Source organism: Hylemonella sp. GW821-FHT10B10 (genome assembly GCF_059415585.1).
Genome location: NZ_JBWKNN010000001.1, coordinates 1,256,210 through 1,278,747 on the forward strand (window position 1 = coordinate 1,256,210; position 22,538 = coordinate 1,278,747).

Genomic DNA, 22,538 nt, shown 5'->3' on the forward strand with positions numbered 1-22,538 from the left:
GCGGTTGGGGCAGGGCGGAAAGGGTGTTGGAGACTGGGATAATCGCCGATTCTCCATGAAGTTGGTGCCTTGAGTTCCTCCCCCCTGAAAATCGAGTTCCCCGAAGCGCTGCCGGTGTCGGCCAAACGCGACGAAATCACGGCCGCGTTGCAGCAGCATCAGGTCATCATCGTCTGTGGCGAGACCGGCTCGGGCAAGACCACGCAGCTGCCCAAGATCGCTCTGGCCATGGGGCGGGGCAAGCTCAACTACCCGGCGGGCCAGCGCGGCCGGCTGATCGGCCACACCCAGCCGCGCCGTATCGCCGCGAGCTCGGTGGCCAAACGCATTGCCGAAGAACTCAAGACCCCGCTGGGTGAGGTCGTGGGCTACAAGGTGCGGTTCCAGGACCGCCTGTCCAAGGACGCCTCCGTCAAGCTCATGACCGACGGCATCCTGCTGGCCGAGACCCAGACCGACCCGCTGCTGCAGGCCTACGACACCATCATCATCGACGAGGCGCACGAGCGCAGCCTCAACATCGACTTCCTGCTCGGTTACCTGCGCCAGATCCTGCCGCGCCGGCCCGACCTCAAGATCGTCGTCACCTCGGCCACCATCGACGCTGACCGTTTTGCCCAGCACTTCGCATCGAGCAAGGGGCCGGCCCCGGTCATCATGGTCTCGGGCCGCACCTTTCCCGTCGAGCAGCGCTGGCGGCCGTTCGAGGAAAGCCGCGAACACGACCTCAACGACGCCATCGCGGACGGGGTGGATGAACTCTGGGCCGGCAACGCAGCCGGCGACATCCTGGTTTTCCTGCCGGGTGAGCGCGAGATCCGCGAGGCCGCCGACCACCTGCGCAAGCACCTGAGCCACAACGTCCTCACACGCAACGCCGAGGTGCTGCCGCTTTTCGCGCGCCTGAGCCAGGCCGAACAGGACCGTGTCTTTGACAGCCACAGCGGCCGGCGCATCGTGCTGGCCACCAATGTGGCCGAAACTTCCCTGACCGTGCCCGGCATCCGTTACGTGATCGACGCCGGAACGGCCCGCGTCAAACGCTACAGTTTCCGTAGCAAGGTCGAGCAGCTGATGGTCGAGCCGGTGAGCCAGGCCGCCGCCAACCAGCGTGCCGGTCGTTGCGGCCGCGTGGCCAACGGCATCTGCATCCGCCTTTACGACGAGAAAGACTTTGCGGGGCGCGAGCGTTTCACCACCCCCGAAATCCTCCGCTCCTCGCTCGCCGGTGTCATCCTGCGCATGAAGTCCCTGCACCTCGGCGTGGTGGAGGATTTCCCCTTCGTCGAAATGCCCTCGGGCCGGGCGATCGCCGACGGCTACCAGCTCTTGGCCGAACTGGGCGCTGTGGACGAGCAGAACGAGCTCACGCCTATGGGGCGCGAACTGGCCAAGCTGCCGCTGGACCCACGCGTGGGCCGCATGATCCTGGAGGCCAAGGCCCGCGGTGCGCTGGAGGAGGTGCTGATCATCGCCTCGGCGCTTTCCGTGCAGGACGTGCGCGATCGCCCCATGGAGATGCAGACCCAGGCCGACCAGGCCCACGCCAAGTTCGATGACGAGAAGAGCGAGTTCACGGGTTACCTCAAGCTCTGGAAGTGGATCAACGACGCGCGCGGCGACAAGCACGCCCACCCCGCCGGTACGCCGGGCACACACAAGCTGTCCAACCGCCAGTACGAGCAGCTGCTGCGTCAGAACTTCGTCAACATCCGCCGCGTGCGCGAATGGCGCGACATCCACAGCCAGTTGCTGACCGTGGTGACTGAACACAAGTGGCAGATCAACAGCGCGCCCGCGAGCTACGAACAGCTGCACCTGTCCATGCTGGCCGGTTTGCTCGGCAACGTGGGCTGCAAGCTCGAGGAAGAGGCCAGCGCCGGTGAATACCTGGGCGCACGCGGCATCAAGTTCCATCGCCATCCTGGCGCGCACCTGAGCAAGAAGCCGGGCCGCTGGATCGTGGTCGCCGAACTCGTGGAGACTACGCGCCTGTTCGGCCGCGGTATCGCCAACATCGAGCCCGGCTGGATCGAACAGGTGGCCGGCCACCTGCTCAAGAAGCAGCTGCTGGACCCACATTGGGAGAAGAAGGCCGCCGAGGTGGTGGCGCTGGAGCGCGCCACGCTCTATGGCATCGTGGTCTACAGCGGTCGCCGGGTGAACTACGGTCGCGTGGACCCGGTGGCCGCGCGCGAGATCTTCATTCGCGAAGGCATCGTGGGCGGTGAGTGGGAGACCAAGCTGCCTTTCGTCGCCGCGAACGAGAAACTGATCCGCCAGGTCGAGGAGCTGGAGCACAAGTCACGCCGGCAGGACGTGCTGGTCGACGACGAGCTCATCTACGCCTATTACGACCAGCAGTTGCCGGCCCACATCTGCAGCGGTTTCGAGTGCGAGCGCTGGTACCGCGAGGAGAGCAAAAAGAATCCGGAGCTGCTCAAGCTCACGCGCGAGGAGCTCATGCGGCACGAGGCCGCGGGCATCACCAGCAACGCCTTCCCCAAGACCCTGCGCCTGGGGGGCATCGACTGCGCGGCGACCTACCTGCACGAGCCGGGGGATCCCAAAGACGGCCTCACCGTGAGCGTGCCGCTCTTCGTGCTGAACCAGGTCAACGAAGAGCGTTGCGAGTGGCTGGTGCCCGGCATGCTGAAGGACAAGATCCAGGCCCTGCTCAAGAGCCTGCCGCAACGCCCGCGCAGCCGTTTCGTGCCGCTACCGGAATCGGCGGCCAGGCTGGCTGAGACGATGGGCGCGCCCGAGGCCTTCGGGCGCGGCGGCCTGACCGACGCGCTGCTCAAACAGGTGCGTGATATCACCAGCCTGGATGTGAAGCGTGCAGACTTCAAGCTCGACATGCTGAGCCCGCACCTGTTCATGAACTTCCGTATCGTGGACGAGCATGGCCGCCAGATGGGCACGGGTCGCAACCTCGGTGCGCTCAAGGCCGAGCTCGGCGCCCAGGCGCGCGGCGCCTTCCAGGCGCTGGCCGGGCTCAAGCTGGCCCCGGCCGCCGAGGACAAACCGGCGGCGGCTGAAACCGGCCAGCCCCAGCCCGCGGTGAGCCGCGCCGGCAAACCGGTCCCGGCTCCCGCTGCCGTGCCGGCCGATCAACGCTATACGGCCTGGACCTTCGGCGAACTGCCCGAACTCATGGAGATCCGCAAGGGCGGGCAGACGCTGATCGGTTTCCCGGCCCTGGTGGACCAGGGTGAGGCCGTGGGTATCGAGGTCTTCGACGAACCCGAGGTGGCCGCCGCCAAACACCGCGGTGGCCTGCGGCGCCTGTTCGCCTTGCAGATCAAGGACGCACTCAAGTACCTGGAAAAGAACATCCCCGATCTGCAGAAGATGGCCGTGGCCTATATGCCGCTGGGGACCATGGAAGAGCTGCGTGCCCAGATCATCGACGTGGCGCTGGACCGTGCCTTCCTGCTTGATCCGCTGCCCACCCATGAATTCGATTTCAAGAAGCGGCTGGAGGAGGGCCGGGGCCGCCTGACCCTGATCGCCAACGAAGTCGCGCGCCTGGCCGGCGTGATCCTCATCGAATACGCCGCCGCGGCGCGCAAGATCAAGGACACGAAAAATGCACCCGACGCCACGGCCGACTGCGCGCAGCAGCTGCAGCGTCTCATGCCCAAACGCTTCATCGCGCAGACACCCTGGCCGCAGCTGCAGCACTTTGCCCGCTACCTCAAGGCCATCACGGCCCGCCTGGACAAGTACCGTGCCGACCCGGCCCGCGACGCGGCCCGCCTGGCCGAGCTGCGCCCGCAGGAGCAGCGTTACTGGCGCCTTGTGGCCGAACGCAAGGGCGTGATGGACGACCGTCTGCAGGAATTCCGTTGGCTGCTCGAAGAGCTGCGTGTGAGCTTTTTTGCACAGGAGCTGCGCACGCCGCAACCGGTCAGTATCAAACGGTTGGATAAAAGCTGGGCACAGATCACGAGTTGAAGCCCAGGCTTCAGTCCCAGCCGCGACGCAAATACTAAGCATTCCTACTAAACTCAGGTCATGCGCGTCAAGGGGCAACACAAACTCAAACCACACCGTAGCCCCTGGCGGCGGCGCATGGACCTGACGCGGCACCGCGCGGGCCGGCTCGACCCCACGGTGCAGGGCCTGCTGTGGTCGGTGGCGGCGGGCCTGTGTTTCGTGCTGCTCAACACCATGACGCGTTACCTCACCACGCAGATCCCGCCGCTGCAATCGCAGTTCCTGCGCTACCTTTGCGGCGTCATCGTGCTGGCCCCCCTGGTGCTGCGCAGCGGGCTGGCGGCCTGGATGCCGCGCAACATCAAGGGGCAGTTCGTGCGCGGTTTCGTGCACACCACGGGCCTGGCCATCTGGTTCTCGGCCATCCCGCACATCTCGCTGTCCGACACCACGGCCATGGGTTTCACCACACCCATCTTCATCATGCTCGGCGCCTGGCTCTTCCTGCGCGAACCCATGCGCTGGGAGCGCTGGCTGGCCGCGGGCATCGGCTTTGCGGGCGTGCTCATGGTCGTGGGGCCCAACCTGACGGGGGCGGGCGGCTGGTGGAACCTGGTCATGCTATCGACGGCGCCCATGTTCGCGGCCTCCTTCCTCATCAGCAAGGCGCTCACGCGTTATGAGTCGCCCGGGGTCATCGTGCTATGGCAGGCCATCACCGTGACCCTGTTGAGCCTGCCCCTGGCCCTGCTCGACTGGCAGGCCCCCACGGCGGCGCAGTGGGCCGGGTACATGCTCTGCGGCCTGCTGGGCAGCGCCGCGCATTACCTGCTCATGCGCTCCTACACCGTGGCCGACATCTCGGCCACGCAGTCCGTGAAGTTCCTGGACCTGGTCTGGGCCGCGCTCATGGGCTGGCTGGTGTTTGCCGATGTGCCTACCAGCCATTCGCTGATCGGCGGGGTCATCATCGCGGGCTCCACGCTGTGGATCGCGCGGCGCGAAGCGCGCCGTTGACCCTCGGCCTCAGGCGACACGCAGGGTGCGCGTGACGCGTTCGGCCTCGTGGCGTTCCACCCAGGCGTTGAAGTCATCGATGGGCATGGGTTTGCCGTACAGATAACCCTGCCCGATATCGCAGTCGAGCTTGCGCAGTTCGCGCGCCGTGGCCTCGTCTTCCACGCCTTCGGCGATGGTCTTGAGCTGCAGCTTCTTGCCCAGGGAAATGGCCACCAGTGCCACCTCGCGGTCCTTCTCGCTGCTGAGCAGCGAGGCGACAAAACTGCGGTCGATCTTGATGGACGTGAAGGGGAACTGGCTCACATAGGAGAGGCTGGAGAAGCCCGTGCCGAAATCGTCGATGGACAGGCCCATGCCGATCTGGCGCAGCTCTTCCAGCCGGCGCAGCACGATCTCGGGGTTCTGTACCAGCGCCCCCTCGGTCACTTCGAGGTCGAGCAGGGCAGGGTCCACATCCTTGCGGCGCAGCAGGTCCATCACATAGGCGTTGAAATCCGGGTCCTGCAGGTTGTTGGCGCTGATGTTCACGGCGACCGAGATGGCGCGACCCGTGCGCTGCCACTGCTGGATCTGGTCGAGCGACTTGCCCAGCACCCAGCGCGTGAGCGCGTGGATGAGCTCGGTGGATTCGGCCAGGGGGATGAACTCCACCGGCGGGATCCAGCCCAGGCTGGGGTGCTTCCAGCGCAGCAGCGCCTCGGCACCGGCCAGGCTGCCGTCATGCAGCCAGACCTTGGGCTGGAAATAGAGCTGCAACTGGTCGTCGCGTATGGCGTTGGCCAGGTCGGTGCGGATCTTGAGGTCGTGGCCGGGTGACTTGTCCAGGTTGCGGTCGTAGCTGGCCCAGTTGGTCATGCCGGCCCTGGCGTGGGTGGCCGCCAGTTCGGCGCAACGCAGCAGCTGGCTGGCGTCCAGCGCGTCGTCCGGGTAGCGAGAGAAACCCAGCCGGGCATGCAGTTGCACCTCGGTGCCCTCCATGTGCACGGGCTCCTGCAGGACCTGGAAGATCAGCTGCCGAACCAGTTCCAGCTCCGGCGCCTGGACATCGATGGCGTAGGCCACGAAATCGGCGCCGCCCAGCCGCGTCAGCGTCCAGCCCTGGGCTGCCAGCGCCTTGGACAGGCGTTGCGTGCTGATCTCCAGCACGGCGTCCCCCGTGCGCGGGCCGAAGCCTTCGTTGATCTCGCGGAAGCGGGCCAGGTTGATCAGCACCAGGTGGATGGGCGTCTTGGCCTGGTCCTCGATCTGGCAGTCCAGCACCCGCAGCAGGTTGTGGCGGTTGGGCAGGCCGGTCAGCGGGTCGTGGTTGGCCAGGTATTCCTGCTGGCGCAGATGCCGCTTCTCCTGCGTGATCTCGCGGGCCACCGCCATCAGCAGCCGCTCGCGGTTCAACGTGAAGGTGCTCACGCTCATCACGCAATCCACCTGCTGATCACCGCCGGCCAGGCCGAGGGTGACCTCGTACCGCAGGTGCTCGCCCTGCAGCACGCGGTCCAGCCGCGCCCGTGCGGCTGCTTCCCCGTCGCTGGGCCGCAGCAGGGTCATCACGTTCTGGCCGATGGCTTCTTCCGGGCGCTTGAAACCCAGCCGGGCCATGGCGCTGGCGTTGAGGCTGACCACCTTGCCGTCCGGGTGGAACACGGCAATCATTTCGTCCACGTCGTCGAACAGGCGCCGGTACAGACGCTCGCTGGTCGCCAGCGAGGCATTGGCCCGTGACAGGATGCCCGCGCCGAGCGCCATCGCGGCCAGGGCCAGCAGCAGCGCCGCCGCCTTGCCGTAGCTGCGCTCGCGCCAGGGCGCCAGGTAGAGGTCGGTGCTCTGGGCACTGGCTGCAATGAAGGGGTAGCGACGGGAACGGCTGAAGGTGCCGGTGAGGTCCTGCCCGGACAGGCCCTTGCTGGTGAAGTCGCCGTTGTACTGGGTGGCCGCCAGCTGGGCCACGGTCTCGCCCGCGGCTGTCTTGCGCCCCAGGGGTGCACGGCGCGCGGCGCTGCCCGTGGAGCTGCGCACGATCACCGTGCCGTCCAGCAGGAACAGGCCCTCGCCACTGGTGATGCGCTGGCCGGCGCCCAGCGCGTATTCGTTGAACTTGGTCACCGGGACCAGCGAGCCGAAGGTCAGGGGCGGCTGCTTGCTAGGCTCAGAGGAAATCAGCAGGGTCAGGTATTGCGTGCCGGTGGGTTCATCGGTCAGCGTGGGCAGCAGCACGGGTGTCATCCCGCTGGTGACGGTGGGGACCTTGCCCAGCAGCGCGTTGACTTCGCGGGTCGGCTTGCCCTCGCGGTCCACGGTCAGCAGCTGGTCGCCCGATTTGACGAAGAGAAAACGCGACACCGGGTCGTAGCGCATGGCGACGCGCAGCGACTGCAGGGTCTTGGCCGGGTCCCGCGTCTCGGCCAGGTCCTGCGCAGCTGCCTTGACGCTGTAGTAGGCCTGGTCGAAGATCAGCTCGGCCTGCACGTGCACGGCCACGTTGATGTTCAGGTCGTTTTGCCGCGCCACGGCCTCGGATTCGCGCCGGTCATGGACGATGGACAGGACGGTGATCAGCGTGATCACCAGGCCCGCCACCACCAGCCCGGTCAGCAGGGCCTGTGAAAACCGGGTCCGGACGACCAGACTTTCACTTTTCGAGAGTACTTTCATGCGGCAGACAGGCTGGAGTAGGTGTTTTTATGAGTGCTCCCGGGGTCATCTTCACCAAGGGCTCCCACCGTGTCAAGCTGCGCTGTGGTGCCGACTTGACAGCGGCTGAGGCCGGTGGATAAATGACGACGTTCCTCCCTGACCGCACAGGAGCCCGCATGGACCGTCGCCAGTTCGTCGAAACCTGTTCCACCAGTGTCGCCTGCCTGGGCGCGGGCCTGGCGCTGCCGGCCTTCGCGGCCGACGCCAAACCCAAGGCCTACGCCCGCGTACTGCTCACCAACGAGTACGGCGACCCGCTCAAGGCCAGCCAGCTCCAGGCCCAGACCAACTACGTCTTCCACTACCCCTTCGAAGCCACCCCGGTTTTCCTGCTCAACCTGGGCAAACCTGCGCAGCCCCAGCCGCTGAGCACAAGAAGCAAAGACAGCTATGTCTGGCCCGGCGGCGTGGGGCCGCAGCGCAATATCGTTGCCTTCAGCGCCATCTGTGCGCACCAGCTGGTCTACCCCACGCAGCAGGTGAGCTTCATCAGCTTTCGCAAGAGCAAGGCCAAGAAGGGCGTGGCCGACAACCTGATCCACTGCTGCGCCGAACACAGCCAGTACGACCCGGCCCAGGGTGCCCGCGTGCTCAACGGCCCGGCCGAGCAGCCTTTATGTGCCGTGCTGCTGGAGCATGACGCCAAGGCCGATACCTTGACGGCCTATGCCACGCTGGGCGGCGAGTTGTTCGATGACTTCTTCCGAAAATACGAGTTCAAGCTGAGCCTGGACGTGGGGCCGAAGGCGAAGAACGCGGTGGCCGGCAAGGCGGCGGTGCGGGAGCTGGAAAAGTTTTGCAGGAATCCGATTCAGTGCTGAGTGGTTGTTTATCCACCTAATGCTGGGTGGTCGCCGTGATCACATGTGCCTGAATCTTCCCGGCCACCGGTCCCTCGCCATGGCGGCGGGCGATCGCCTCCGCCGCGCGATCCGTCGCGACCTGAAGCAGGCTGGCGTCGCGCGCCTCGATTTCGTTGCGCAGCGGCGTGCCCTGGCAATAGGCAGTAGCGGCGGCGCGTGCCGAGGCCGCGCGACTGACCTTTTCGCGCGTCTCGATCGTGATGTCGGTAAAGCCTGCGCGATGCACTTCCTCGCGGATCACAGAGGTATCGTGATAACCGTGCGGCGTGCGGGCGAGGAAACGCGGCGGGTCCTGCGGAAACACTGAAGCGACCGCGTTGGTGACGTCGTCGGCAAAGGCGTTCTCCTGGATGCGGTCCCAGACACTGAAGATAAGACGCCCGCCCGGTTTCAGCACGCGACGCGCCTCGGTGTAGCCGGCAACCCGGTTGGGAAAAAACATGGCACCGAATTGGCAGAACACGATGTCGAACGAGGCGTCTTCGAACGGCAGTTCGAGCGCGTCCGCCTGCCGCCATTCAATGCGGCTGTCCGGCCCCTGCCGGGCGGCGGCGTAGTCGAGCATGGGCTGGTTGAGGTCAGTCACCACGTAGCGGGTGTCGGGCTTGAGCTGGGGCGCAAGCAGGCGGGTGACCACGCCGCTGCCAGCCGCCGTTTCGAGTACCGAGCCGGGCGAAGAGCTGGCTACCAGCTGCGCGAGGTCGGCGGCATAGGCCTCGAAGATCAGGGGGACCATCAGCGTGTCGTAGAGCTTCGGGATCGAGCCCGCGAACACCTTGTCGCTTTCAGCCATGAGAGCCCCTTGTAAGCCCGGAACGGGAGCCCTTGACTCGCTATTCCAGAGTGGTCCAGGCATCTCCATCGAGTTCATCACCAGCTTGGCTTGGGTGACGATGGGCCATTCTGGACGCGCAATCCAGCCCCGTCAACGTCGCCCAGCTGTTTTCTCCCCGTGCTTTCCGACCAGGTGAGCGGAAGCGGACTCAAGGCCGCATCGCTTGGCGCAAAGATCAGTAGATCCAGGGAACGAAGCGCTTGGTCTGCTCGCGGTAGTGCTCATAGCCTGGATGCTGTGCCAGCATCCAGCGTTCTTCCAGCGTGGACTTGAACCACAGCACCAGCGAGAGGGCCCACCAGGCCAGCCAGGCTTCGCCGCTGCCGGCGGTCCAGGCCAGGGCCCAGGCGCCGAGCAAGAAGGCGGTGTACATGGGGTGGCGGATCCAGCCGTAAGGCCCTGTGGTGACCAGGGTGCCGCCTACGCGCGGGCGCGGGTGGATGTTGAAGTTGCCCAGGCGGTTGGCGCGCAGGGTCCAGCCGAACAGCAGCAGGGCCGCCGCGGCCGCAGCCCAGGCTTCCAGCGGGATGGCCCCGTTCTCTGCGGTGGGCCAGGCCAGCAGGGCCAGCACCGCCAGCAGGCCGAATTGCAAAAGCACCAGCCCGGAACCGAGCCATACGCGTTGACGTTCGTTCATGTTCAATCTCACTTGGGGCCAGGCATTCCAGTGCCGTGCTCAGGGTTTCCGTTCCAGGCAGGCAGTTTAAGCCTGGGGCGTTGCAGGGCCACCGGGAGTTTGGCCGGGCGGCAGGAATCTGGAGTATTTTTTCAACCCCCTGCATCCAAACGCCAATTCGTTCCGTTCTGAAGGTGGGACGCAATGGTGCGATCCCCCAACCAACCCTTCAGGAAGATGAATCATGAACAAAAGCTCTCTCTTTGCCGCCTTTGCGTTCTCCGTGCTGGTTGCGGGTGCCGTGCAGGCGCAGCCGGTCATGCGTGATGGTGTGCTGACGGACGCGGCAGGCCGCACGGTCTACACCTTTGACAAGGACGAAGCCAACAAGAGCAATTGCGGTGCTGGCTGCCTGGCGCTGTGGCCGGTTTTCGTCGCCAAGCCCGACGCGGTGGCCAAGGGTGAGTTCGGCCTGATCGACGCCAACGGCACACGTCAATGGACGGTGAACGGCAAGCCGCTGTATTACTTTGCGGGAGACACCAAGGCCGGTGAGCGCAATGGCGATGGCAAAGGCGGCGTGTGGCACGTGATTTCCGCCAAGCCCGTGGCCCAATCCGCCCCCAAGTCGGCGTATTGAGCGCAGCGGGCGCGGGGCGTGGCTGGTGCATGCCTGTACGGTATGCTCCGGCCACAATGCCGCCCCGGGGAACGCCAGCCATGGATGACCGTGATGAAGTTCGCCAACTGCTGGCGCGCATAACGCTGCGCGATGCCAAGGCGTTTGAATCTCTATACCGGCTGGTCGTCGGCCGGCTGATGGCGGTGGCCCTGCGCGTGACGCAAGACCGCGCCATGGCCGAGGATGTGCTGCAAGAGGTGTTTGTCACGGTCTGGAACCAAACCGCCGCAGCGGCGCCCGGGCAGAGCCTGACGCTGGCCTGGCTGTGCGTCGTGACCCGCAACCGGGCCATCGATCTGCTGCGCAAACGCAAGCCCGAACAGCCCCTGTATTGGCAGGACGAGAACGGCGAAGAGCAGTCGCACGATATACAGGATGAAAGTGGCTCACCCATGGAGCAGCTGCTGGCGCATGAAGACGGTGCGCAACTTGGGCATTGCATGGATGCCCTGGAACCCGAGCCCAAGCGGGCGTTGCTGCTGGCTTTTTACGACGGTCTGACCCAGCCCGAGATTGCCCTGCGCATGCAGCGGCCGCTGGGTACCGTCAAGGCCTGGACACGGCGCAGTCTGATGCGACTCAAAGGCTGCATGGAGGCACTGGCATGAACTGGTACCGGAATCCATCGGCCATTGAACAGCTGGCCGCGGCCTATGTGGCGGGCACCTTGCGGGGCCGGGCGCGCCAGCGCTTTGAGGCCGTGATGCGGCGCCAGCCTGCGCTGGTGACCGCGGTGAACGACTGGACGGAGCGTCTGGCGCCGCTGCACCGTGCTTTGCCGGCCCAGGCGCCCAGCGCGGCGCTGTGGGGGAGGATAGTGCGGGCGACAAACGCCGCCCCCGCGGCACCAGCGCCTTCCTGGTGGCGCCGCCTGTTGGCGCCGGCACCTGCGGGGGCCTTGGCCCTGGGCCTGTTGATGGGCACCCTACTGCCGGTCATGTGGCAGGCCCACAGCGACTCCCAGCGTGACATGGCCTTGCCCGACAGTTATGTGGGCGTGCTGGCGACCGCGCAGGGACAGCCGGGCCTGATCATCTCCAGCTTGCGGCGGGGCAAGGTGGTCGACATCAAGCAGGTCACGCCGATCGACGTGCCGCAGGGGCAGACCTTGTACCTGTGGCGCATCGACAAGGCGGGCGTGGTGGCCGCTCTGGGGGCCATGCCCAACGGGAAGTGGACCCATCTGACGCTGAGCGAAACTGCGGAGCAGGTGTTTTTCCCGGCGGTGGAGCTGGCCGTTTCGCTGGAGCCTTTGGGCACGCAACCCAGCGCACCCACACAGCCCTTTGTCTACCGCGGGCTGTGCGGAAAGCTCTGGCGTTGAGCGGACTCGGAGCGAACGGCCTTCAGAGCCGGGCCAGCCGCTCCAATGCGGTGTTCAGTGTTTCATCCTTCTTGGCGAAGCAGAAGCGCACGACCTTCTGGTCGAAGCCGTTGCCATAGAAGGCCGAGAGGGGAATGGCGGCCACGCCGATCTCGGTGGTGAGCCACTTGCAGAACTCGGCCTCGTTCAGGTCGCTCACGGCCGAGATATCCACGCACTGGAAGTAGGTGCCCTGGCCGGGCAGCATGCGGAACTTGGTCTTCTTCAGCCCCTCGCGAAACAGGTCGCGCTTGCGCTGGTAGAAGGCGGGCAGTTCCAGATAGGGCTTGGGGTCCGCCATGTAGGCGGCCAGGCCGTGTTGCACCGGGGTGTTGACGGTGAAGACGTTGAACTGGTGCACCTTGCGGAACTCGGCTGTCAGCGGCGCGGGTGCGGCCACGTAGCCGACCTTCCAGCCGGTGACGTGGTAGGTCTTGCCGAAGCTGCTGACGATGAAGCTGCGCGCGGCCAGGCCGGGGAAACGCGCCGCGCTCTCGTGCTGCTTGCCATCGAACACCATGTGTTCGTAGACCTCGTCGCTGATGACGAAGATGTTTGTGGGGGCCAGCAGCTCCTGCAGCTGCAGCATTTCCTCTTTCGTCCAGACCATGCCGCTGGGGTTGTGCGGGCTGTTGACGAGGATGGCGCGGGTCTTGGGCGTGATGGCCGCGGCGATCTTGCTGAAGTCCGGGCGGAAGGTGCCGGGCGTGAGCGGTACGCGCACCACCAGGCCGCCGGCCAGTTCGATGTTGGGCACATAGCTGTCGTAGCAGGGCTCGAGCACGATGACTTCGTCACCGGGGTGCACGATGGCCAGGATGGCGGTCAGGATGGCCTGGGTGGCGCCGGCGGTGATGGTGATCTCGGTGTTGGCGTCGTAGCGGTGGCCGTAGATGGCTTCCACCTTCTTGGCGATGGCTTCGCGCAGAGCGGGCACACCGGTCATGGGCGGGTACTGGTTCAGGCCATCGTGCATGGCCTTGGTGACCGCGTCCACCAGACGCGGGTCGCCCTCAAAGTCCGGGAAACCCTGGCCCAGGTTGACCGCGCCTTTTTCCGTGGCCAGGGCGGACATGACGGTGAAGATGGTGGTGCCCACGTTGGGCAGTCGGCTCTTGAGGGCGGGCGTGCGGGGTGTGCTCATGGTCGTCGCAGATCGTTGGGCGGTGTGGGGCCGCAGTTTCAGAGTTCGTAGTCTGTGTGTTCGCCGCGCATGACGCGCGCCACCAGCTCGCGCTGCAGGCGTTCGCTGAGCAGCTCGGCGAATTCGTAGACGAAGTTGCGCAGGTAGGCCCCCTTCTTGAAGGCCACGCGCGTGACGTTCTTGCCGAAGAGGTGGCCCAGGGGGCGCACCACCAGTTCCTCTGTGCCGGCCAGCACGGGCATGTTGCGCACGGCCATCTCGGCCACCAGGCCCAGACCCATGCCGAGCTTCACATAGGTGGTGATGACGTCGGAGTCGATGGCTTCAAGCACGATGCGCGGGTTGAGCTTGCGCTGGGCAAAGGCCTGGTCGATGCGGGTGCGACCGGTGAAGGTGGGGTGGTAGGTGATCAGCGGTTCGGTGGCCAGGTCTTCCAGGCTCAGGCGTTCCTTGGCGGCCAGCGGGTGGCTGGCCGGCAGCACCAGCACGTGCTGCCATTCGTAGCAGGGCAGGGTGACGAGCTCGTCGTAGTCGGCCAGGGATTCGGTGGCGATGCCGATCTCGGCGATCTCGTCGATCAGCATGCGGGCCACCTGGTCGGGGTTGCCCTGGTGCAGCGAGAGGTTGACCTTGGGCCAGGCCGCACGCAGCTTGGCCACGGGTTCGGGCAGCACGTAACGCGCCTGGGTGTGGGTGGTGGCGATGGACAGCGTGCCGCTGTCCTGCGCGCTGTACTGCTCGCCGATGCGGCGCAGGTTGCCCACTTCGCGCATGATGAGCTCGATGCTCTTGAGCACGGCCTGGCCGGGTTCGGTGATGCGCTTGAGGCGTTTGCCGTGGCGGGCGAAGATGTCGATGCCCAGTTCTTCTTCGAGCTCGATGATGGCCTTGGACACGCCCGGCTGCGAGGTGTGCAGGGCCTTGGCCGCCTCGGTCAGGTTCAGGTTGTGCCGTGCCGCTTCCTGGACGAAGCGGAATTGGTGCAGGTTCATGGTGAATTCCGGATAAAACCGGGTTTTATTATGCCTCTGAGTATCTATAAGTACGTGTGCGTCCGCAGTTCGCCGCCGTTCGTGGGGTGCAATAACCCTTGATGGAAGTCAAGGTCTCTGGTCCTTCTATTCATGAGTTCCTGATATTTCAGAAAATACTGAAAACTCAGAAAGGCCACGCATGAAGCTTCCACCTCTCACGCAGCGTTTCGTACTGCATTTCGGTGAAATGGGCAGCCGCTGGGGCATCAATCGCACGGTGGGGCAGATCTACGCACTGTTGTATGTGTCGGCTCAGGCGCTGAACGCGGACGAGATCGGGGAGGCCTTGGCTTTTTCTCGCTCCAACGTGAGCATGGGGCTCAAGGAGTTGCAGTCGTGGAACCTGGTGCGCCTGATCCACCGGCCCAACGACAGGCGCGAATACTTCCAGGCACCCGAGGATGTGTGGGCCATCTTCCGCACGCTGGCCAATGAGCGGCGCAAGCGCGAGATCGACCCGACGCTGTCGATGCTGCGCGATGCGCTGATGGAGCAGCCTGCGACTGCCGACGACATTCACGCGCAGGAGCGCATGAAACAGATGCACAGCTTCATCGAGCTCATGACGAACTGGCTCGACGATGTGCAGAAGATGGACTCCGACACCCTGGTCAGCCTGATGCAGATGGGGGCCAAGGTGCAGAAGCTGCTGGAGCTGAAAGACCGTGTGAAAAACGTGTTCGGTCCGGCCAAGACGGCGAGCGAAGGGACTGAGCATGGACAGTCTTGACCCGGTGGTTTTGGCGCGCATCCAGTTTGCGGCCAACATCAGCTTCCACATCCTCTTCCCGACGGTCAGCATCGGCATGGGCTGGGTGCTGCTGTTCTTCAAGACACGCTTCAACGCCACAGGCCAGGCGCACTGGATGGACGCCTACCAGTTCTGGGTCAAGGTCTTTGCCTTGACCTTTGCGCTGGGGGTGGTCAGCGGCATCACCATGAGCTTCCAGTTTGGCACCAACTGGCCGGGTTTCATGAACACCGTGGGCAATGTGGCTGGGCCGCTGCTGGCCTATGAGGTGCTGACGGCGTTTTTTCTGGAGGCGACGATGCTGGGCATCATGCTCTTCGGGCGCGGCCGGGTGAGCGAAAGGGTGCACACCATCGCCACCTTCCTCGTGGCTGCGGGGACCACGGCCTCGGCCTTCTGGATCCTGGCTCTCAACTCCTGGATGCACACGCCAGCGGGCTTCGAGATGGTCGACGGCAAGGCGCATGTGACGAGCTGGATGGCGGTGATCTTCAACCCGTCCTTCCCCTATCGCATGACGCACATGCTGATTGCCTCTGGTCTTACCGTGGCCTTCCTGCTCGCCGGCCTGAGCGCCTACCGCTGGCTCAAGGGTGACAAGGGCGCGACGGTGCAGGCCAGCCTGCGCACGGGCCTGTATGTCGCGGCCTTGCTGATCCCGGTGCAGATCTGGGTCGGGGACATGCACGGACTGAACACCTTGGAGCATCAGCCGGCCAAGCTGGCGGCCATGGAGGGTATCTGGGAGACGCAGAAGGGCGCGCCTGCCGTGTTGTTTGCCCTGCCGGATCAGGCCACGCAGAGCAACAGGTACGAGGTGGCCATCCCGAAGCTGGCTTCCCTGTACCTGAAGCACGACTGGGACGGCGAGATCCGGGGGCTCAAGGACTTCGGTCAGGAGCATCCGCCCGTGGCGCCGGTGTTCTGGGCCTTCCGCACCATGGTGGGGGTGGGCTTGTTGATGCTGGCCGTGAGCTGGCTGGGCGCGTGGCAGGTGCGCCAGCGCGGGCTGCAGCCCTGGCTGGCGCGGGTGCTGGTGGGCATGACCTTCTCGGGATGGGTTGCGCTGCTCGCAGGCTGGTACGTGACCGAGATCGGGCGCCAGCCCTGGCTGGTGCAGGGCGTGCTGAAGACCGCGCAAGCGGCTTCACAGATTCCGGCGCACAACATTGCGTTCACGCTGGCGATGTACCTGATGCTCTACGCGGTCTTGCTGACGGCGTATGTGAGCGTGGTGTTCTATCTGGCGCGCAAGGCCGCCAAGACCGAGATGGAGGTGAGCCATGCTTGATGCCACGAACGCGTTGGCCGTGCCCGACCTGAGCCAGCCCGCGGGCTGGTTGCCCTTGGTTTTTGCGCTGGTGATGGCCCTGGCCATGCTGGCCTATGTGATCCTGGACGGGTATGACCTTGGGGTAGGCGTGCTGCTGCGGCGTGCGGACGACGAAGCGCAGAAGGACACGATGATCGCGAGCATCGGCCCTTTCTGGGACGCCAACGAGACCTGGCTAGTGCTGGGCGTGGGGGTGCTGCTGGTGGGTTTTCCGTTGGCGCACGGCGTGATCCTGGGGTCGCTGTACCTGCCGGTGGCGCTGATGCTGGTGGCGTTGACACTGCGTGGCGTGGCGTTTGACTTCCGTGTGAAGGCACGTGCCGAGCACAAGCCCCTATGGGACCGCGCGTTTTACGCGGGCTCGCTGCTGGCGTCCTGGTCGCAGGGTTTCATGCTGGGCAGTCTGGTCACCGGTTTTGCGACCGACCGGGGCAGCCGCGCGTTTGCGGCACTGATCGGTCTGTGCCTGGTGGCGGCCTACTGCCTGCTGGGAGCGGGCTGGCTCATCATGAAGACGGAGGGCGCGCTGCAGCTCAAAGCCGTGCGCTGGGCGCAGGGCAGCCTGTGGCTGACCGCGGCGGGGGTGGCGGCCATTTCCATGGCTACCCCCTGGGTGAGCGAACGCATCTTCGACAAGTGGTTCAGCTTTCCCAACGTGGTGCTGCTGTTGCCAATTCCCGCCGTGACTCTGGCCTTGTTCGTGGTGATTGCACGCAGTCTGAAGCGCATGCCTCTGCGCCTGGAACAAGGCAACCAGTACGGCGCAGCTGTGCCTTTTGCCTGTACGGTAGGCGTGTTCCTGCTGGCGTTCTACGGCCTGGGCTACAGCCTCTTCCCCTGGTTGGTGGTGGACCGGCTCACGGTCTGGCAGGCCGCCAGTTCGCCGGAAGCGCTGCTGGTGATCTTCTACGGCGTGGCGGTCGTACTGCCGGTCATCATCGGCTACACGGTGTACGCCTACCGCGTGTTCTGGGGCAAGAGCACGGCGCTGAAATACTAAGGGTCGGACCTGCGCACGGCGCCTTGACCGCCGTTGTCGGAGCTGCTGAAATGGGTACAGAGCTTGCTTCGCCTTTTCGGCGGGTTGCAAGTTGCACCTGCATCCTTGAAACGGGAGTGTCTGATGAATCTGCTGCTGTTCTGGCGCCTGCCCATGCTGGCCTGTGCCATCGTCCTGACCGGGTGCGCGAGCACCATGCCCTGCACCAGCGTGTTGCCGAACGCCAGCTACACCGGGCCCTACAAAGGCGTGGACAACAAGCTCAGCGTGGATGAGCTGAGCCGCGACCTGCGCTGCGCCCAGGCCTTCAAGGCGGCCAAGTACCCGAATGGATTTGTATCCATCTACGGCAGCTCGCGCATCGCCGAGAGCAACAAGCTGGCCGACCCGGCCCTGGCCCAGCAGAACGATGCGCTCTACGCCGACGTCATGGCCTTTGCCGAGGCCTGGACCCGCAAGCACGGCAGCCGTTACCCCATCATGACGGGCGCCGGCCCGGGCCTGATGGAGGCCGGCAGCCGCGGGGCCTTGAAGGCCGGCGGCCCGAGCATCGGCTACACCACCTATTACGACCCGCCGCCGCGCGGCGACGCGACCAAGGTGTTCTGGAAGTACAAGGGCAGCGATCTGATCACCGATGGGCTGATCTTTTCGAGCGTGGGCCTACGCGAGTACGCCATGTTCCTGCACTCGGCGGCCGTGGTGGTCGGCCCCGGCGGCACCGGCACCGAGTGGGAGATCTTCCAGATCCTGGAGATGACCAAGAGCGACCAGCTGCAGCCCGTGCCCATCTACCTGATAGGCAACAAGGACGTGCACTGGAAGAGTTTCTACGAACGCCTGGACGACATGGTCCGCCGCGGCACCGTGCGCACGGGCGAGGTGACCAAGCATTTCGTGCACATCGAGCGGGCGGTGGACCTGCTGCCGCTTCTGGAGAAGCGACTCGCCCTGCCTTGAACGTTGCCCCTCTGATTCGCACCCGAAAGAAAGGCACCCCATGCGCACCGGTCTATTCCTGCTCGCAGGTTTCCTCTTGCTCGCGGGCTCGCTCATCCTGGGCAAGCTCTTCACCGCGAACTACCCGGGCGGCCCCAGCGTCGCCACGGCGCTGTTCCTGGCCCTGTGGCTCGTCCTGACGGGCGCAAACATGTGGGTGGGCGTGGCCCGGGCGGGTTATGCGGTAGCCGAAGAGCTGCCCATCTTCCTGCTGCTCTTTGGTGTACCTGCGGTGGCTGCCCTGCTGCTGCGGTGGAAGTTCATGTGATCAGATCGCGCAGCCTGCGCCCAGGGCCGCGTCGACCAGGGGCAGGGCCTGCTCCATCTTGCCCTGGGTGATGGGCACGGGCTGGGCCAGTGCCACGCCGTTTTTCACTGCCACCACCTCGGCCATGATGGACAGGGCGATCTCGGCTGGTGTCTTGCTGCCGATGTAGAGCCCGGCCGGGCCGTGCAGGCGGTCCAGTACCTCATACGACATATCGAAATGCACGTGCAGTCGTTCGCGGCGCGTGGCACTGTTGCGGCGCGAGCCGATGGCGCCCACATAGAAGGCCTGGGACTGCAGGGCGTCGATGAGAGCCAGGTCGTCCAGCTTGGGGTCGTGCGTGAGGGCGACCACGGCGGTGCGGGCGTCGGGCTTGAGGCGCAGGATCAGGTCGTCGGGCATCTCGTGCGTGAGGGTCACGCCGTCCATGGCCCAGCTGGCCCGGTGTTCCTCGCTCGGGTCGCAGACGATGACTTCGAAGCCCAGGCTCAGCGCCATCTGGCTCATGAAACGTGAGAGGTCGCCCGCGCCGATGAGGATGAGGCGGGCTTGCGGGCCGAGGTAGGTGGTCAACGTGGTGTCGTCCAGCAAGGGCACGCCGTCGCGTCGGCCGGGTCTATGGGTGACCACGCCGGTCTTCATATCCAGTACACGCTCGGTGCTTTGCCGCCGTTCGCAGGCGAGCAGGAGTTCATCCAGACGGCTGTGCGGGGCCACGCGCTCCAGCACCAGTTCCACCGTGCCGCCGCAGGGCAGGCCGAAGCGGTGCGCCTGGTCGGCCGAGATGCCGTAGCGCAGCACGGTGGGCGCGGTGCTGGCCATGGCCGCTTCCACGCCGCCTTCGCGGATACGGTGGATCAGGTCGTCCTCGATGCAGCCGCCCGAGACCGAGCCCACGGTCTCGCCACGGCCGTTGATGGCCATGAGCGAGCCGGGCGGGCGCGGCGAGGAGCCCCAGGTGCGGGCCACGGTGACGAGCACCACGGCCTGCCCCTCGGACTGCCAGCGCTGCGCCGTGCGCAGGACCAGGGTGTCGAGATCCTCCATGGGCTCAGGCCAGCTTGAAGGGCAGCTCGCGCGGTGTCTTGCCCGTCAGGCGCGCGATGGCGTTGGCAAAGGCCGGGGCCAGCGGGGGCAGGCCGGGTTCACCCATGCCGGTGGGCGCGTCTGCGCTGGGCACCACGTGCACGGCGATCTGCGGCATGTCGGTGATCCGCGGCACGGCGTAGTCGCCGAAGTTGCTCTGCTGCACCTCGCCGTCCTTGAGCGTGATGGCCGCACCCGGCAGGCAGGTGGCCAGGCCCATGAGGGCGGCGCCCTGGATCTGCGCTTCCACGGTGCGCGGGTTCACGACCAGGTTGCAGTGCACGCCGGCCGTCACGCGGTGCAGCACGGGCTGGCCGTCCTTGACCGAGGCTTCGACCACATAAGCGACCACGGTGTTGAACGATTCATGCACAGCCACGCCCCAGGCCCGGCCCTTGGGCAGCGCCTTCTTGCCGTAGCCGCTCTTGTCCACGGCCAGCTGCAGCGCGGCGCGGTGACGCGGATGCTTGTCGCCGATGAGCTGCAGGCGGTAGGCCACCGGGTCCTGCTTGGTGGCGCGGGCGATCTCGTCGATCAACGTCTCCATGACATAGGCCGTGTGGGTGGAACCCACGCTGCGCCACCAGAGCACGGGCACGTTGAGCTTGGGATGGTGCACGGTGAGGCGCATCGGAACGGGGTAGGGTTCGCGCATGCCTTCGATGGCGGTGGCGTCGATGCCGTTCTTGACCATCATGCCTTCGAAGAAGGTGCCGCTGATGATGGATTGGCCGACGAGGGTGTGGTCCCAGGCCAGCACCTTTCCTTGGGCGTCGAAGCCGACGCGAGCGCGGTGCAGGTGCATGGGGCGGTAGTAGCCGCCCTTGATGTCGTCCTCACGGCTCCAGAGCGTGCGCACGGGCACCTTGAGGCCGGCGGCTTGCGCGGCCTTGGCGATCGCACAGGCCTCCACCACGTACTCGCTGCTGGGGATGGCACGGCGGCCGAAACCGCCACCGGCGGTCTGCACATGGACCTTGATCTGCTCGGGCTTGAAGCCCAGCACGCGCGCGGCGGCCATGCCGTCCAGGCCCGGCATCTGCGAACCGACCCAGAGTTCGGCACCGTTGTCACCGATCTGCACGGTGCAGTTCAGCGGCTCCATGGGGGCGTGGGCCAGGTAGGGGAAGACGAACTCGGCCTCGATGGTGTGCGGGGCGTTGGCAAGCGGGGCCATGTCTGCGTCGAAGTGGCGTGGGCCGTCCTGCTTGGCGAGTTCGCGGTACTGAACGAGCTGCTTTTCGCTGTCCACCTTCTCGACGCCGCTGGTGTCCCACTGCAGCTTGAGCGCGTCGCGCCCCTGCTTGGCGGGCCAGTAGCCTTCGGCCACAACGGCCACGCCTTCACCGCCGCGGTCCAGCGGTACACGCAGCACGGCTTTCACGCCGGCGACCGCGCGCGCGGCGCTGTCGTCGAGTGAGGCAATCTTGGCGCCGAAGACCGGCGGGCGGGCGATCACGGCCGTGAGCTGGCCGGGCAGGCGCACGTCAATGCCGAAATTCTGGCGGCCGCTGCTCTTGGCCTTGGCGTCCAGGCGGCCGGTGGGCTTGCCGATGATGCGGAAGTCCTTGGGGTCTTTCAGCGTGACCTTCTCGGGCACGGCCTGGGCCATGGCGGCTTCGGCCAGTTCACCGTAGCTGGCCTTGCGGCCCCCGGGGCCGAGGACCCAGCCGGCTTGCGTGCGCAGGCTCTGCACGTCCACGCTCCATTGCATGGCGGCGGCGGTCAGCAGCATGGCGCGGGCACGGGCGCCGAGTTCACGGTACTGGGTGTAGCTGTGCTTGATGGCGGTGGAGCCGCCGGTGAGGTGCATGCCGAACAGCGGGTCGGCGTAGGCGGGGTTGTTGCTGCCGTGCTGGCTGCGCACCCTGGACCAGTCGGCGTCCAGCTCTTCGGCCAGGATCATGGGCAGGGCGGTTTGCACGCCCTGGCCGAACTCCAGGCGGTTGATGGTGACGGTGACGTCACCGTTGGCCGCGATCTGCACGAAGGCCGTGGGTTGTTCGAAAGGCTTGAGGCCGCCCGCGGCGGGTGCCTGCGCGGTGGCCAGGCTCGGGTAGAGGCCCAGGGCCAGACCGCCGGCCCCGGCAAGCTTGAGGAAGCTGCGGCGGGGCAGGGTGGCAACGTCATTTTGTTCGTCACGGGCCAGCAGGTGTTGCAGGGCGCGCGGCATTTCTTGGGCGAGGGTGTTGGGCAACATGGGGTGCTCCTTCAGGCGAGGGTCTTGGCGGCATCGGCCACGGCAGCGCGGATGCGGGCATAGGTACCACAGCGGCAGATGTTGCCGGCCATGGCGCTGTCGATCTCGGCGGCTGTGGGCTGCTTGCCGCGTGGCAGGGATTTGAGGAAGGCGGTAGCGCTCATGATCTGGCCGCTCTGGCAGTAGCCGCATTGCGCGACGTCGTGCTTGACCCAGGCGGCGTGCACGGCGGCGCCGACGCGGTCCTTGCCATCGGTGACGGCTTCGATGGTGGTGATCCTCGCGCCCTGGGCCGCCGAGACGGGGGTGACGCAGGAGCGGATGGCCTGGCCGTTCAGGTGCACCGTGCATGCGCCGCAGAGTGCCGCACCGCAGCCGAACTTGGTGCCGGTCATGCCCAGGTTGTCACGCAGGGCCCAGAGGATGGGGGTTGAGGGGTCGGTGTTGAGCGCATGCTCGCGGCCGTTGACGTGGAGGGTGCTCATGGTGGGACGATGCTCCTGGGGTAAAGGTCGTTCGGGAATCGGTGCCGGAAGTGTCCGTCTTAGTCTGGTCGCGGGCTTGCCGTTTTCAATCTATTTTTTGCCTTTTCTGATCGACTGCCACCCCAATCAGGCAAAGAAAAACCGGGGGAGGTACAGTGCGGAGCACGACAGTGTGCGCACGTCATTTCTCTGCGACAGAGGGATGACGATTTGCCTCCGAGACCCT

19 protein-coding genes are annotated in these 22,538 nt (G+C 65.8%); 11 read left to right on the top strand and 8 right to left on the bottom strand.

Annotation, left to right across the window (positions count from 1 at the left end; genetic code table 11):
* Nucleotides 1-69 precede the first annotated feature (69 nt).
* Both hrpA and AC07NT_RS06165 read left to right on the top strand, forming a co-directional pair.
* A complete protein-coding gene (gene hrpA, locus AC07NT_RS06160; protein WP_498597322.1) occupies nucleotides 70-3,960 on the top strand; it encodes an ATP-dependent RNA helicase HrpA in 3,891 nt (1,296 codons plus the stop codon).
* 117 nt (nucleotides 3,961-4,077) lie between these two features.
* Complete coding sequence (locus tag AC07NT_RS06165) at nucleotides 4,078-4,959, top strand: DMT family transporter (protein ID WP_498597321.1); 882 nt, start codon at nucleotides 4,078-4,080, stop codon at nucleotides 4,957-4,959.
* Between the two features lie 9 nt (nucleotides 4,960-4,968).
* Here AC07NT_RS06165 and AC07NT_RS06170 read toward each other — a convergent pair whose 3' ends face one another.
* Nucleotides 4,969-7,611, bottom strand: a complete 2,643-nt coding sequence (locus AC07NT_RS06170) for a bifunctional diguanylate cyclase/phosphodiesterase (protein ID WP_498597320.1) — start codon at nucleotides 7,609-7,611, stop codon at nucleotides 4,969-4,971.
* Between the two features lie 158 nt (nucleotides 7,612-7,769).
* Here AC07NT_RS06170 and AC07NT_RS06175 point away from each other — a divergent pair, with 158 nt between their 5' ends.
* A complete protein-coding gene (locus AC07NT_RS06175) occupies nucleotides 7,770-8,474 on the top strand; it encodes a Rieske (2Fe-2S) protein (RefSeq protein ID WP_498597319.1) in 705 nt (234 codons plus the stop codon).
* 16 nt (nucleotides 8,475-8,490) lie between these two features.
* On the opposite strand, the gene AC07NT_RS06180 is transcribed toward AC07NT_RS06175, so the two are convergent.
* Both AC07NT_RS06180 and AC07NT_RS06185 read right to left on the bottom strand, forming a co-directional pair.
* On the bottom strand, nucleotides 8,491-9,309 hold the full coding sequence (locus AC07NT_RS06180) for a class I SAM-dependent methyltransferase (protein ID WP_498597318.1): 819 nt from the start codon (nucleotides 9,307-9,309) through the stop codon (nucleotides 8,491-8,493).
* A gap of 217 nt (nucleotides 9,310-9,526) precedes the next feature.
* Complete coding sequence (locus AC07NT_RS06185) at nucleotides 9,527-9,988, bottom strand: methyltransferase family protein (RefSeq protein ID WP_498597317.1); 462 nt, start codon at nucleotides 9,986-9,988, stop codon at nucleotides 9,527-9,529.
* A 223-nt stretch (nucleotides 9,989-10,211) separates the two neighbouring features.
* On the opposite strand from AC07NT_RS06185, the gene AC07NT_RS06190 reads away from it, so the two are divergent.
* The 3 genes from AC07NT_RS06190 (at nucleotide 10,212) to AC07NT_RS06200 (ending at nucleotide 11,973) form a co-directional block, all read left to right on the top strand.
* Nucleotides 10,212-10,607 (top strand): COG4315 family predicted lipoprotein, encoded by a 396-nt coding sequence (locus AC07NT_RS06190; RefSeq protein WP_498597316.1) that lies wholly within the window; start codon nucleotides 10,212-10,214, stop codon nucleotides 10,605-10,607.
* Between the two features lie 80 nt (nucleotides 10,608-10,687).
* Nucleotides 10,688-11,257, top strand: coding sequence for a sigma-70 family RNA polymerase sigma factor (locus tag AC07NT_RS06195; protein ID WP_498597315.1), 570 nt, complete (start codon nucleotides 10,688-10,690; stop codon nucleotides 11,255-11,257).
* A complete protein-coding gene (locus tag AC07NT_RS06200) occupies nucleotides 11,254-11,973 on the top strand; it encodes an anti-sigma factor (protein WP_498597314.1) in 720 nt (239 codons plus the stop codon). Before AC07NT_RS06195 ends, AC07NT_RS06200 begins: the two co-directional genes overlap by 4 nt.
* Nucleotides 11,974-11,995: 22 nt before the next feature.
* On the opposite strand, the gene AC07NT_RS06205 is transcribed toward AC07NT_RS06200, so the two are convergent.
* Nucleotides 11,996-13,156, bottom strand: coding sequence for a pyridoxal phosphate-dependent aminotransferase (locus tag AC07NT_RS06205; protein WP_498597313.1), 1,161 nt, complete (start codon nucleotides 13,154-13,156; stop codon nucleotides 11,996-11,998).
* A gap of 38 nt (nucleotides 13,157-13,194) precedes the next feature.
* Nucleotides 13,195-14,148, bottom strand: coding sequence for a CysB family HTH-type transcriptional regulator (locus AC07NT_RS06210; protein WP_498597312.1), 954 nt, complete (start codon nucleotides 14,146-14,148; stop codon nucleotides 13,195-13,197).
* Between the two features lie 181 nt (nucleotides 14,149-14,329).
* Between AC07NT_RS06210 and AC07NT_RS06215 the strand changes: the two genes are divergently transcribed.
* The 5 genes from AC07NT_RS06215 to AC07NT_RS06235 all read left to right on the top strand — a co-directional run bounded on the left by AC07NT_RS06215 (nucleotide 14,330) and on the right by AC07NT_RS06235 (nucleotide 18,541).
* A complete protein-coding gene (locus AC07NT_RS06215; protein ID WP_498597311.1) occupies nucleotides 14,330-14,920 on the top strand; it encodes a GbsR/MarR family transcriptional regulator in 591 nt (196 codons plus the stop codon).
* Nucleotides 14,907-16,232, top strand: coding sequence for a cytochrome ubiquinol oxidase subunit I (locus tag AC07NT_RS06220; RefSeq protein ID WP_498597310.1), 1,326 nt, complete (start codon nucleotides 14,907-14,909; stop codon nucleotides 16,230-16,232). The genes AC07NT_RS06215 and AC07NT_RS06220 overlap by 14 nt, the downstream gene beginning before the upstream one ends.
* A complete protein-coding gene (locus AC07NT_RS06225; RefSeq protein WP_498597309.1) occupies nucleotides 16,225-17,274 on the top strand; it encodes a cytochrome d ubiquinol oxidase subunit II in 1,050 nt (349 codons plus the stop codon). Before AC07NT_RS06220 ends, AC07NT_RS06225 begins: the two co-directional genes overlap by 8 nt.
* Before the next feature lie 123 nt (nucleotides 17,275-17,397).
* The gene (locus tag AC07NT_RS06230) at nucleotides 17,398-18,234 is read left to right on the top strand and encodes an LOG family protein (protein WP_498597308.1); all 837 of its coding nucleotides are present in this window, start codon (nucleotides 17,398-17,400) and stop codon (nucleotides 18,232-18,234) included.
* Nucleotides 18,235-18,274: 40 nt separating this feature from the next.
* Complete coding sequence (locus tag AC07NT_RS06235; RefSeq protein ID WP_498597307.1) at nucleotides 18,275-18,541, top strand: hypothetical protein; 267 nt, start codon at nucleotides 18,275-18,277, stop codon at nucleotides 18,539-18,541.
* Here the strand turns inward: AC07NT_RS06235 and AC07NT_RS06240 are convergent, their stop codons facing one another.
* The 3 genes from AC07NT_RS06240 to AC07NT_RS06250 are packed head-to-tail and all read right to left on the bottom strand — an operon-like array spanning nucleotide 18,542 to nucleotide 22,312.
* On the bottom strand, nucleotides 18,542-19,588 hold the full coding sequence (locus AC07NT_RS06240) for an XdhC family protein (RefSeq protein ID WP_498597306.1): 1,047 nt from the start codon (nucleotides 19,586-19,588) through the stop codon (nucleotides 18,542-18,544).
* Nucleotides 19,589-19,592: 4 nt separating this feature from the next.
* Complete coding sequence (locus AC07NT_RS06245; RefSeq protein ID WP_498597305.1) at nucleotides 19,593-21,827, bottom strand: xanthine dehydrogenase family protein molybdopterin-binding subunit; 2,235 nt, start codon at nucleotides 21,825-21,827, stop codon at nucleotides 19,593-19,595.
* An 11-nt stretch (nucleotides 21,828-21,838) separates the two neighbouring features.
* A complete protein-coding gene (locus AC07NT_RS06250) occupies nucleotides 21,839-22,312 on the bottom strand; it encodes a (2Fe-2S)-binding protein (RefSeq protein WP_498597304.1) in 474 nt (157 codons plus the stop codon).
* Nucleotides 22,313-22,538: the final 226 nt, after the last annotated feature.

Coding starts and splice junctions, on each gene's coding strand:
- AC07NT_RS06165 (WP_498597321.1), top strand. CDS start 4,078: ATGGACCTGACGCGGCACCGCGCGGGCCGGCTCGACCCCACGGTGCAG.
- AC07NT_RS06170 (WP_498597320.1), bottom strand. CDS start 7,611: ATGAAAGTACTCTCGAAAAGTGAAAGTCTGGTCGTCCGGACCCGGTTT.
- AC07NT_RS06175 (WP_498597319.1), top strand. CDS start 7,770: ATGGACCGTCGCCAGTTCGTCGAAACCTGTTCCACCAGTGTCGCCTGC.
- AC07NT_RS06180 (WP_498597318.1), bottom strand. CDS start 9,309: ATGGCTGAAAGCGACAAGGTGTTCGCGGGCTCGATCCCGAAGCTCTAC.
- AC07NT_RS06185 (WP_498597317.1), bottom strand. CDS start 9,988: ATGAACGAACGTCAACGCGTATGGCTCGGTTCCGGGCTGGTGCTTTTG.
- AC07NT_RS06190 (WP_498597316.1), top strand. CDS start 10,212: ATGAACAAAAGCTCTCTCTTTGCCGCCTTTGCGTTCTCCGTGCTGGTT.
- AC07NT_RS06195 (WP_498597315.1), top strand. CDS start 10,688: ATGGATGACCGTGATGAAGTTCGCCAACTGCTGGCGCGCATAACGCTG.
- AC07NT_RS06200 (WP_498597314.1), top strand. CDS start 11,254: ATGAACTGGTACCGGAATCCATCGGCCATTGAACAGCTGGCCGCGGCC.
- AC07NT_RS06205 (WP_498597313.1), bottom strand. CDS start 13,156: ATGAGCACACCCCGCACGCCCGCCCTCAAGAGCCGACTGCCCAACGTG.
- AC07NT_RS06210 (WP_498597312.1), bottom strand. CDS start 14,148: ATGAACCTGCACCAATTCCGCTTCGTCCAGGAAGCGGCACGGCACAAC.
- AC07NT_RS06215 (WP_498597311.1), top strand. CDS start 14,330: ATGAAGCTTCCACCTCTCACGCAGCGTTTCGTACTGCATTTCGGTGAA.
- AC07NT_RS06220 (WP_498597310.1), top strand. CDS start 14,907: ATGGACAGTCTTGACCCGGTGGTTTTGGCGCGCATCCAGTTTGCGGCC.
- AC07NT_RS06225 (WP_498597309.1), top strand. CDS start 16,225: ATGCTTGATGCCACGAACGCGTTGGCCGTGCCCGACCTGAGCCAGCCC.
- AC07NT_RS06230 (WP_498597308.1), top strand. CDS start 17,398: ATGAATCTGCTGCTGTTCTGGCGCCTGCCCATGCTGGCCTGTGCCATC.
- AC07NT_RS06235 (WP_498597307.1), top strand. CDS start 18,275: ATGCGCACCGGTCTATTCCTGCTCGCAGGTTTCCTCTTGCTCGCGGGC.
- AC07NT_RS06240 (WP_498597306.1), bottom strand. CDS start 19,588: ATGGAGGATCTCGACACCCTGGTCCTGCGCACGGCGCAGCGCTGGCAG.
- AC07NT_RS06245 (WP_498597305.1), bottom strand. CDS start 21,827: ATGTTGCCCAACACCCTCGCCCAAGAAATGCCGCGCGCCCTGCAACAC.
- AC07NT_RS06250 (WP_498597304.1), bottom strand. CDS start 22,312: ATGAGCACCCTCCACGTCAACGGCCGCGAGCATGCGCTCAACACCGAC.